The following is a 9,858-nucleotide window of genomic DNA, read 5'->3' on the forward strand; positions in this document are numbered from 1 at the left end:
GGGGGAGCTTTGCGTCTGAGGGAGAATCTGAAAGATGCTTGTGGAGGGGGGCCCTTGGCGCGGAGGCGGACCCCGGAAGGAGGCCGGATGGCGCAGAGCCCCCGGCCCGGCCCGCAGGCGAGGTCTCCTGAAAGAGAGGCCCCCAGCGGGTTCTAAAACCCGCCGGGGGCTTGTAGGCTTAATGGGGCGCTCAGAAGCCTCCCCAGCCGCTGTCAAAGCTGCCGGGATCCTTGGGGGCCGCGCCCTCTCCCACGCCGGAAGTGTGCTTGGCGGTGTCAAAATAGCCAAGCTCCGTGCACTGGTAGACCGGTAGGTAGAACAACGCCACCAGCAGCGGCCAGACACAGCCCAGCACCACCTGCAATCCTACGGGCATGGGCAGGGTGATGGCATAGACCTGGGCGGGGTTCGCCAAATAGTAGCCGGGGTCCTGGAAAATGCAGGCGTAGATATAGCCCGTCTGCACGACGGAGGTGAGGGACGCCAGGAGGAGCCAGCCGATATAGCTCAGATCCAGCATGAACAGCTGCCCCTTGTAGCCAAGAGTCTGCTGCTTGCTCATGTTCAGGGCCTCCATCACCCCGATGCCGGGGTTCTCATAGAGGTTGTACAGGGCGAAGCGGTAGCGGTAGGCGGCGATGATGCCTGGAATGACGAACAGCAGTGACCAGAAGAACGTGAAGAGGTAGATCACGATGTTCAGCAGGATGACCTTGCCCACAAAGGAGAACCCGTCGAACAGCGTCAGGTATTCCGCCCGCTCGCCCCGGCGGATGGCCATGCAGTACATCACGAAGCCGGAGGCCAGGACCATGCTCATCAGGCCGGTGAGGATGGAGATGAAGGTGCCCAGCAGGCCCGGATTCATAAGACCCATGAAGCTGTCCGCCAGGTTCAGCACCAGCACCAGGGCCAGGTACAGGCAGGTCATCCCGCGGGGGCTGACCTGGGCGGAGCGCAGCAGCTCCTTCATCTCCTGCTTCAGATGCTTTCGGTCGATCAGTTGTGCCATCATAATATGTCTTGGCCTCCAGATAATTTGAAAATGGGGCGGCCGGAGCCGGACCCGTATCACCAAGCATATCATGTTTCTTCTGAAATAACAAGAGACGGCGTAAAAATGGGAGGGAATGACAGAACTGGATAAAACGTGTGAAAAGTTGCAAAGATTCTGTATAAAGAAGCATATTTTTTTCAAAAGTTGTCGTTCACAGTCTGGACATTTTTCAAAAATAGGTGTAGAATGAGGCGCAGTATGTGATAGTGTCGCCTGCCTGGAGACCCCCTCTCTTGGGAAGGGGAGGGGCCGTGCCCTCCTGCCCGGGCCGACTATCAAGGAGTAAAAATGAGGTGAAGACAATGGCACAAGCTTTCTTTGGCGGCGTTCATCCCCATGATATGAAGGCCGCAACCAATGAAAAGGCCATCGAGCAGCTGGCTCCGCCGGCTGTTGTGGTCATCCCCATGTCGATGCACTTTGGCGCGCCCTGCACGCCCCTGGTCAAGGCCGGGGACCACGTGAAGGTGGGCCAGAAGATCGGCGAATTCCACGGATTGGGCGCCCCGATCCACGCCAGCGTTTCCGGCACGGTGAAGGCAGTGGAACCCCGCCCCTATTCCATGGGCGGCAACATCACGTCTGTGGTCATTGAAAACGACATGCAGGACGAGGTGAGCGAAGAGGTCCAGGCCCCCGCGGATCCCAATGCCCTCAGCGTGGAGGAGATGGTGGAGATCGTCAAGAACGCCGGCATCGTCGGCATGGGCGGCGCTACGTTCCCCACCCACGTGAAGATCACCAGCGGCATCGGCAAGGTGAACACCGTCATCATCAATGGCGCGGAGTGCGAGCCCTACATCACGGGCGACCACCGCACCATGCTGGAGCGGCCCGAGGAGATCATTGGCGGCGCCAAGTTCCTGGCCAAGATGTTCGGCGTGGACAAGGTCGTCATCGGCGTGGAGGACAACAAGCGCAACGGCATCGACGCCATGAACAAGGTCATTGCCGAGCAGAAGGCCCCCGTGGTGGTGGAGCCCCTGCGCTGCCGCTACCCCCAGGGCGGTGAGAAACAGCTCTGCCAGGCCATCACCGGCCGCCAGGTGCCCCCCGGCGGACTGCCCGCCGATATCGGCTGCGCCGTATTCAACATCAACACCACATGCGCCATCTACCGGGCCCTGACCACCGGTATGCCCGTGGTGCGCAAGATCGTCACCGTCTCCGGCTCCGGCGTGGTGGAGCCCAAGAACTTGGAGTGCCCCATCGGCACCCCCGTCTCCAGCCTGTTGGACGCCTGCGGCGGCCTGAAGGACGGTACATACAAACTGATCGCCGGCGGCCCCATGATGGGCATGGCCCAGTACACCGCGGACATCTCCGTGGCCAAGGGCACCGGCGCCATCCTGGCCTTCTGCGAGAACGAGGAGAAGACCGTGGAGAATCCCCAGTGCATCCGCTGCGGCAAGTGCGTGTCCGTCTGCCCGATGCACCTGGAGCCCCTGTTCATGTACCAGTATGCCTCCAAGGGCATGGTGGAGGAGCTGAATGACGCCCACATCATGGACTGCATGGAGTGCGGCGCCTGCTCCTACATCTGCCCGGCCCGGATGCACCTGACCCATATGTTCAAAACCGGCAAGCAGCTGGTGAAGGACAAGGCGGCCGCTGACCGGGCTGCCGCCGAGGCAAAGAAAAAGGCCGAAGAAGCAAAGGAGGCCGCTGCGAAATGACTGACTACAAGAATCTCAAACTGATTGCCACTTCTTCTCCCCACATCCGGGCGGCGGAGAACACCCGCTCCATCATGCTGGATGTTATCATCGCCATGATGCCCGCCCTGATCTGGGCCATTGTGAAGTTCGGCTTCCGGGCCCTGACTCTGACTGCCGTGTCCGTGGTGGGCTGCATGTTCTTTGAGTGGGGCTATCGCAAGCTCATGAAGAAGCCCCAGTCCGTGAACGATCTCTCCGCCGCGGTTACCGGCATCCTGCTGGCGTTCGTGTGCCCGGTGAACATGCCCTACTGGATGATCCTGGTGGGCGACTTCTTCGCCATCGTGGTGGTCAAGCAGCTGTTCGGCGGCATCGGCAAGAACTTCGTCAACCCCGCGCTGGCGGGCCGTGCCGCCCTGGTGGCCAGCTATGCCGGCACCATGAGCGGCGCCTGGGCGGATCCCCAGGCCGGCTGGGTGCCCCTGGCCGGCACTGCCGACGTGGTTACCGCTGCCACGCCTCTGGCCTATATGAAGACCGGCGACATGGCCGGCCTCACCAGCCAGTACAGCGTGACGGATATGTTCCTGGGCAATATCGGCGGCTCCCTGGGCGAGATCTCCGCCCTGCTGCTGATCGTGGGCGGAGCGTATCTGATCTGGCGCAAGGTCATCAGCTGGCAGACCCCCGCGGCCTACATCGCCACCGTGGCCGTGCTGACCTTCCTGTTCCCCAAGGGCGGCGCCGACAATCTGCAGTTCATGCTGTACAGCATCTTCGGCGGCGGCCTGATGCTGGGTGCCTTCTTCATGGCCACTGACTACACCACCTCCCCCGTCACCAAGACCGGCCAGCTGATCTTCGGCCTGGGCTGCGGCCTGCTGACGGTGTTCATCCGCTACTTCGGCTCCTATCCCGAGGGCGTGTGCTACTCCATCATGATTATGAACCTGGTAGTGGCGCTGATCGACAAGGCTGTGAAGCCCTCTCGCTTCGGCGTTGTGAAATCCGCTAACAAGGAGGCGGCTGCGAAATGAGCAACGAAGTCAAGACCAAAGAAAAGATTGATATGGACCCCAAGTACATCGTAAAGCTGACTGTGACCCTGCTGGGGACCTGCCTGATCGTGGCACTGCTGCTGGGTCTGGTCAACGGTGTGACGGCCGGCCCCATCGCTGAGATCAACCAGCAGAAGACTGAAGCGGCCATGCTGGCCGTGGTGTCCGATCCGGACAACACCACCTTCTCCGACGCGCTGGAACTGTCTGGCGACATGACCGCTGCGGCCACAGCTGCCGGCGGCACCCTGAACGAGATGTACGAGGTCCAGGTGAACGGCGAGGCCGCCGGCTATGCCGTAAAGGTCACCGCCTCCGGCTCCCAGGGCAGCATTGAAATGATGGTGGGCGTGGACGCGGAAGGCGCCGTCACTGGCGTTTCTGTCGTCAACCACTCTGAGACCTCCGGCATCGGCACGAAGGTCGTGGGCAACGAACCCACCGCCTCCGGCGTGGGTGTGCTGGACCAGTTTATCGGCAAGAGCGCGGCGGACGGCACTCTGACGGTGGGCACTAACGTGGACGCCATCACCGGCGCCACCGTCTCCACCAAGGGTGTGACTGCCGGCGTGAATGCGGCGCTGGCTGCCGTGGCTGCCATGGGCTGAGAAGGGAGGAGCAATTCATGAATTTAGGCAAACAGTTCAAAGAGGGACTGATCACCAACAACCCTGTGCTGGTGCAGGTGCTGGGCATGTGTTCCACCATGGCCATCACCACCTCGTTCTTCAACGGCCTGGGCATGGGCGTGGCGGTCACCGTCATCCTGACCCTTTCCAATGTCATCATCGCGGCTATCCGCAAGATCGTGCCGGACAAGATCCGTATCGCCATGTTCATTGTGGTGATCGCTGGCTTCGTGACCTGCGTGGATCTGCTGATCCAGGCATTCGTTCCGGCCCTGTCCGAGTCGCTGGGCGTGTTCATCCCCCTGATCGTGGTGAACTGCATCATCCTGGGCCGGGCGGAGTCCTTCTCCTACAAGAACGGTGTGGCCGCTTCCTTCTGGGACGGTATCTTCCAGGGCTTTGGCTACACTGTGGTGCTGATGGTTATGTGCATCATCCGTGAGTTTCTGGGCGCCGGCACCTTCGGCGGCGGTATCCTCAACGGCGGCGATGGTATTCAGATCCTGCCGGAGCAGTTCCCCATCGGCATGCTGACCCTGCCCGTCGGCGGCTTCCTGGTGCTGGGCTGCCTCATTGCCCTGATGCAGTGGGCGCTGTCCAGACCTAAGAAAAATAAGGAGGAGAGCAAATAATGGATCAAATCTATGAACTCCTGGCAATTACGCTGGGTGCCATTCTGGCAAACAACTTCATCTTCTCCCAGTTCTTAGGCATCTGCCCCTTCCTGGGTGTTTCCAAGAAGGTGGACACCGCTGTGGGCATGGGCATCGCTGTGACGTTCGTCATGGGACTGGCTTCCGCCGTGTGCTATGCGGTCAACGAGTTCGTCCTGGTTCGCTTTGGACTGGAGTATATGCAGACCGTGACCTTCATTCTGGTCATCGCATCCCTGGTCCAGTTCGTGGAGATGTTTTTACAGAAATCCATGCCGTCTCTGTACACGGCTCTGGGTGTGTATCTGCCCCTGATTACCACCAACTGCGCCGTACTGGGTGTGGTGCTGCTGAACGTGCAGAACAACTATAACTTCATCTCCTCCGTAGTTTACGGCATCACCGGCGGCCTGGGCTTCCTGCTGGCCATCGTGCTGTTCGCCAGCATTCGGGAGCGGCTGGTGTTTGCGGACTATCCCAAGGCGTTTGAGGGCTTTCCCATCGCCCTGGTCACCGCTGGTCTGATGGCCCTGGCGTTTATGGGCTTCTCCGGTTTGAAGGTCTGGTAAGAGGAGGCAAGAGGAAAATGGATATCGGAAATGTCATTGCTGCCGTTGTGGTGCTGGCTGTCCTCGGCGCCGTGTTCGGCTTCATCTTGGCAGTAGCCTCCAAGGTCTTTGAGGTAAAGAAGGACCCCCGGGAAGAGGAAATCCTCAGCCATCTGGCCGGCGCCAACTGCGGCGGCTGCGGCTTCCCCGGCTGCGCCGGCTGTGCCGCCGCCATCCTGGCGGGCACGGCTCCGGTGAATGCGTGCGCCCCTGCCGGCGCGGAGAATGCTGCCGCCATCGCAAAGATCATGGGCCAGGAGGCTCCCTCCGGTGAGCGGAAGGTGGCTTTTGTCCGCTGCAACGGCGGCACCAACGCCGCCAAGCGTTATGAGTACGTCGGTGTGAAGGACTGCCTGTCCGCCACCAAGGTGGCCGGTGGTCCCCTGGAGTGCCAGTTCGGCTGTCTGGGCTTCGGCTCCTGCGTGTCCGCCTGCCAGTTCGGCGCCATGTCCATCGGTCCCAACGGCGCCGCCGTGGTGGACCCGGACAAGTGCACCGACTGCATGGCCTGCGCCAAGGCCTGCCCCCGCCATCTGATCACGGAGGTCCCTGTGTCCAAGAAGGTCCACGTGGCCTGCGCCAACCAGGACAAGGGCAAGGCTGCCATGAGCGTCTGCACTCACTCCTGCATCGGCTGCGGCCTGTGCCAGAAGGAGTGCAAGAAGGACGCCATTCATGTGGTGAACGGCGTGGCTGTCATCGACTACGACAAGTGCGTGGGCTGCAAGCTCTGCACCAAGGTCTGCCCGCGGGACGCCATCCTTCCCATCGCCACCGCGGAGGAGAAGGAGAAGTACAAGGCCATCAAGAAGGCCCAGGCGGAGAAGGCCGCTGCCGCGAAGGCTGCGGAGACCGCTGGCGCTGCCCAGTAACGTAGAGTAAGTGAAAAAACGATCCCGGCCGAAAGGGCCGGGATCGTTTTTTCACAGGGGGATATCCACCTCGTACGCCTGATCGATCAGAATACAGGGATACCCCCAGGTCTCGCACATCTGCTGATAGTGCGCGTTATCCAGGAGGAGAGTCTCTTTCGTACAGGTGGAATCGTCAATGCGCCGCTCTGCCGCACAGGCATATTTTTGTATGTCTGCAAAATGGGTCTCGATATATGCCTTGGTCATCACAAGGCAGCAAAAGCGGATTTCCCGGAGATAGGACGGCGTAAAGTCCTGACTCCAGCGTGGGGGGACATAACAGCCCTCCACGATCAGATCCTGGCGGTTTTCAATGGCGGTTTTGATGATCTCCCGCACAATCGGCCACAGATAGGACTCCAGCTCCTGGTCATCCTCCGGCGTGAGGCGGGTGTTGCCGCTTCGGATAAGTCCCATTTTCAGAAGATCCATGGAGAGACAGGGACAGCGGTATGTCTGAAGAAGTCTCTGGGCCAGCAGGGTTTTGCCTGTGTGCGAGGCGCCGGTAATCAAAAGAACCATCTGCGGATCGCCTCCTCTCCTATTCGGGTTGCGGTCATCTTAACACATGGACCGGATTGCCGCAAGGTGTGCTGGAAAAACGGCGGAAACCCTTGCTTTTTTCCGCGAAAGTCCTATAATGGACAATATCTAACAGGCAGAGTAGGGACATACGTGTACATCCAGTGCTGGAGAGACGGGGAGTTGCTCTTCGGACGAAAGGACCGCGAGTCCGCAGTGTGTGTCCCGCATCCCGCTGCCGCATACAGGGACCCTTTCGGCCTTCCTCTGTGCGGCATCTCCGAATTTCGGACTGCCAAAACAGAAGGAGGTTTTTTATGTACGCACATCCCTTTTCCGCCGACTACTGGCGGGACGCGTCCCGGGAGGTCCGGGACCTTCGGAAGCTGCTGTTCTCCGCCCTGATGATCGCCCTGTGCATTGTGCTGGCCCAAGTGCCCTCGGTGCCGCTGTTCGGCGGGGCCAAGGTCACCTGGGGCTTCCTGGCCCGGTCCGTCTGTGCCTGGGTCTGCGGCCCGGTGCTGGGCCTGCTGTTCGCCTTTGCGGAGGACATCCTCAGCTTCTTCCTCACTGGAGGAGGCGGCTATCCCTTTTTCCCCGGCTATACTCTGACCACTATGCTGGGTGTGCTGACCTACGCTCTGTTCCTGTACCGGGCGCCCCTGCGGGTCTGGCGGATCTTCTGCGCCAAGCTGGTCACCAATGTGCAGAACGTGGTGCTGGGGGCGCTGTGGATCGCCATTCTCAACAGCAACGGCCGCTTCAGCCTGGAGGCCTGGTATGCCAGCGCGTCTCTCAGCGCGGTGAAAAACCTCATCATGCTGCCGGTGCAGACGGTGCTGCTGGTGCTTCTGCTGCGGGCGCTGCAGCCGGCCCTTCAGCGGACGGGGATGCTGCCCCGGCAGGGGGCGGGGGCCAGGCCGGACTGAGCGGACAGGGGGACCATGTGAGACGAAAAACCGGCCGCGGCAGGCGGCCGGTTTTTGATTTGCGGAGCCGCGGAAAATGTTCAAAAATCCGATGGCATTTGTTTACAATTTGTTTATATCCATCCGTTGACAATGAAGGCGCGTGGTGGTAAACTCGTTTTAGCACTCCGGAGAAAGGAGTGCTAAAACCAGCGTGAGACAGCTTGGACCAGAGGTGCTTTTTGTGGAACTCACGGACCGGAAAAAGCAAATACTGAAAGTGGTGGTGGAGGACTATGTCCGTACTGCAGAGCCGGTGGGTTCCAAGGCCATTGCCGCGGAGATGGGCGGCGTCAGCTCCGCCACCATTCGCAACGAGCTGTCGGATCTGACGGAGCTGGGCTATCTGGAACAGCCCCACACCTCCGCCGGGCGGGTGCCCTCTCCCAAGGGTTACCGGCTGTATGTCAACGAACTGATGGAGCGCCAGCGGCTCTCCATCGCAGAGACGGAGCGGATCAACCAGTCCCTCCAGATGCGGATGGAGGAGCTGGACCGGGTGATCTCCCAGGCGGGCCGGGCGGTGAGTTCTCTGATGAACTACCCCGCCTATGTGGCCGCCACCGGCAAGAAGCAGATGACCGCCCGGCGGTTTGAGCTGCTGCCCGTGGATGAGCACAGCTGCATCGTGGTCATGATGATGGGCGACAACCGGGTGAAGAGCCAGCTGCTGCGGATGCAGCTGAAGGTGGACACCGAGCAGATGCCCACCCTGGTGAACCTGCTGAACAGCAACTTCACCGGGATCTCCGCAGACGAGATGAACCGGCGGCTGATGGATGTGTCCGAACAGGTGACGCCCCAGATGTTCCTGCTGTTGAGCCAGACCATCGCCTACGCGGCGGATGTGCTGCAGGAGGCGGGGCAGAAAGAGGTGTTTACCGTGGGCACCAGCCAACTGCTGAAGCTGCCGGAGTTCCGGGACGCAGACAAGGCCCACCAGCTGATGAGCTTTTTGTCCGACAGCAAGGAGAATCTCCCTGTGCCGGACGAGGGGCCCATGAAGATCCTGATCGGTCCGGAGAATGTCAGCGAGGCCCTGCAGGACACCAGTGTGGTGGTGGCCAGCTATGACATCGGCAACGACATGCGGGGCCTGATCGGCGTGGTGGGACCCACACGAATGGATTACGGAACCGTGGCCGCCCGGCTCTCCGGCTTTGCGGAGGGATTGACGCGGCTGTTCGGCAAACAGGAATTACCCCCGAAGGAGGATGCAAAAGAATGAGCGAAGAGACGAAGCAGCCGGCGGAGGAGACGCCGGAAGAGCCGCAGGAGGCTCCTCAGGAAGAGGCTCCCCCCGCGGAGGAGAAGGTGCCCGATGAGAAGGCGGAGAAGGCCGCCAGGGGCAAGAAGAAAAAGGAAAAGACCTACACCCTGACCCGGGAGCAGATGGAGGCGGCGGAGCTGGCCGCCCGGCAGCTGGAGTCCGTGAAGGATCAGTTCGTCCGGCTGACGGCAGAGTACGACAACTACCGCAAGCGCACCGCTAAGGAGAAAGACAATCTCTACCAGGACGCCAAGGCGGACACCATCAAGGAGTTCCTGGCGGTGTACGACAACCTGGAGCGGGCTGTGGCCACTGAGGGCGATGAGGACTCTCCCCACAAGAAGGGGCTGGAGATGATCTTCCACCAGTACCAGGAGATCCTGAAGAAGCTGGGAGTCACGGAGATCGAGGCCCAGGGCCAGCCATTTGACCCGGAAAAGCACAACGCCGTTATGCACATCGATGATGAGAACCTTGGGGAGAACGTGGTATCCCAGGTGTTCCAGGCGGGGTTCCTGCTG

General features: G+C 60.8%; 11 protein-coding genes and 1 riboswitch. Of the genes, 9 read left to right on the forward strand and 2 right to left on the reverse strand.

Going from position 1 to position 9,858, the window contains the following annotated elements; translation table 11 throughout:
• Positions 1 to 190: 190 nt before the first annotated feature.
• The gene (locus OCV80_RS00415; protein WP_021748238.1) at positions 191 to 1,015 is read right to left on the reverse strand and encodes a DUF975 family protein; all 825 of its coding nucleotides are present in this window, start codon (positions 1,013 to 1,015) and stop codon (positions 191 to 193) included.
• 344 nt (positions 1,016 to 1,359) lie between these two features.
• Here OCV80_RS00415 and rsxC point away from each other — a divergent pair, with 344 nt between their 5' ends.
• The 6 genes from rsxC to OCV80_RS00445 are packed head-to-tail and all read left to right on the forward strand — an operon-like array spanning position 1,360 to position 6,535.
• Positions 1,360 to 2,733, forward strand: coding sequence for an electron transport complex subunit RsxC (rsxC, locus tag OCV80_RS00420; protein ID WP_021748240.1), 1,374 nt, complete (start codon positions 1,360 to 1,362; stop codon positions 2,731 to 2,733).
• On the forward strand, positions 2,730 to 3,752 hold the full coding sequence (locus OCV80_RS00425; protein WP_021748241.1) for an RnfABCDGE type electron transport complex subunit D: 1,023 nt from the start codon (positions 2,730 to 2,732) through the stop codon (positions 3,750 to 3,752). Before rsxC ends, OCV80_RS00425 begins: the two co-directional genes overlap by 4 nt.
• Positions 3,749 to 4,381 (forward strand): RnfABCDGE type electron transport complex subunit G, encoded by a 633-nt coding sequence (locus OCV80_RS00430; protein WP_021748242.1) that lies wholly within the window; start codon positions 3,749 to 3,751, stop codon positions 4,379 to 4,381. Before OCV80_RS00425 ends, OCV80_RS00430 begins: the two co-directional genes overlap by 4 nt.
• 17 nt (positions 4,382 to 4,398) lie before the next feature.
• The gene (gene rsxE / locus OCV80_RS00435) at positions 4,399 to 5,034 is read left to right on the forward strand and encodes an electron transport complex subunit RsxE (RefSeq protein ID WP_021748243.1); all 636 of its coding nucleotides are present in this window, start codon (positions 4,399 to 4,401) and stop codon (positions 5,032 to 5,034) included.
• Positions 5,034 to 5,624, forward strand: a complete 591-nt coding sequence (rsxA, locus tag OCV80_RS00440) for an electron transport complex subunit RsxA (RefSeq protein WP_021748244.1) — start codon at positions 5,034 to 5,036, stop codon at positions 5,622 to 5,624. Before rsxE ends, rsxA begins: the two co-directional genes overlap by 1 nt.
• A 17-nt stretch (positions 5,625 to 5,641) precedes the next feature.
• Positions 5,642 to 6,535 (forward strand): RnfABCDGE type electron transport complex subunit B, encoded by an 894-nt coding sequence (locus OCV80_RS00445; RefSeq protein WP_021748245.1) that lies wholly within the window; start codon positions 5,642 to 5,644, stop codon positions 6,533 to 6,535.
• Positions 6,536 to 6,586: 51 nt separating this feature from the next.
• Here OCV80_RS00445 and OCV80_RS00450 read toward each other — a convergent pair whose 3' ends face one another.
• Positions 6,587 to 7,099, reverse strand: a complete 513-nt coding sequence (locus tag OCV80_RS00450) for an ATP-binding protein (RefSeq protein ID WP_136891075.1) — start codon at positions 7,097 to 7,099, stop codon at positions 6,587 to 6,589.
• A gap of 135 nt (positions 7,100 to 7,234) precedes the next feature.
• Positions 7,235 to 7,339, forward strand: a riboswitch (THF riboswitch).
• 77 nt (positions 7,340 to 7,416) lie between these two features.
• Between OCV80_RS00450 and OCV80_RS00455 the strand changes: the two genes are divergently transcribed.
• The 3 genes from OCV80_RS00455 to OCV80_RS00465 all read left to right on the forward strand — a co-directional run.
• The gene (locus tag OCV80_RS00455) at positions 7,417 to 8,028 is read left to right on the forward strand and encodes a folate family ECF transporter S component (protein ID WP_021748247.1); all 612 of its coding nucleotides are present in this window, start codon (positions 7,417 to 7,419) and stop codon (positions 8,026 to 8,028) included.
• A 193-nt stretch (positions 8,029 to 8,221) separates the two neighbouring features.
• Positions 8,222 to 9,295 (forward strand): heat-inducible transcriptional repressor HrcA, encoded by a 1,074-nt coding sequence (hrcA, locus tag OCV80_RS00460; RefSeq protein WP_249390841.1) that lies wholly within the window; start codon positions 8,222 to 8,224, stop codon positions 9,293 to 9,295.
• The coding region (locus tag OCV80_RS00465) for a nucleotide exchange factor GrpE (protein ID WP_267288140.1) at positions 9,292 to 9,858 on the forward strand (567 nt) is incomplete at its 3' end. The genes hrcA and OCV80_RS00465, both read left to right, overlap by 4 nt.

This window comes from Oscillibacter acetigenes, from assembly GCF_025567605.1.
Classification (GTDB): domain Bacteria; phylum Bacillota; class Clostridia; order Oscillospirales; family Oscillospiraceae; genus Oscillibacter; species Oscillibacter welbionis.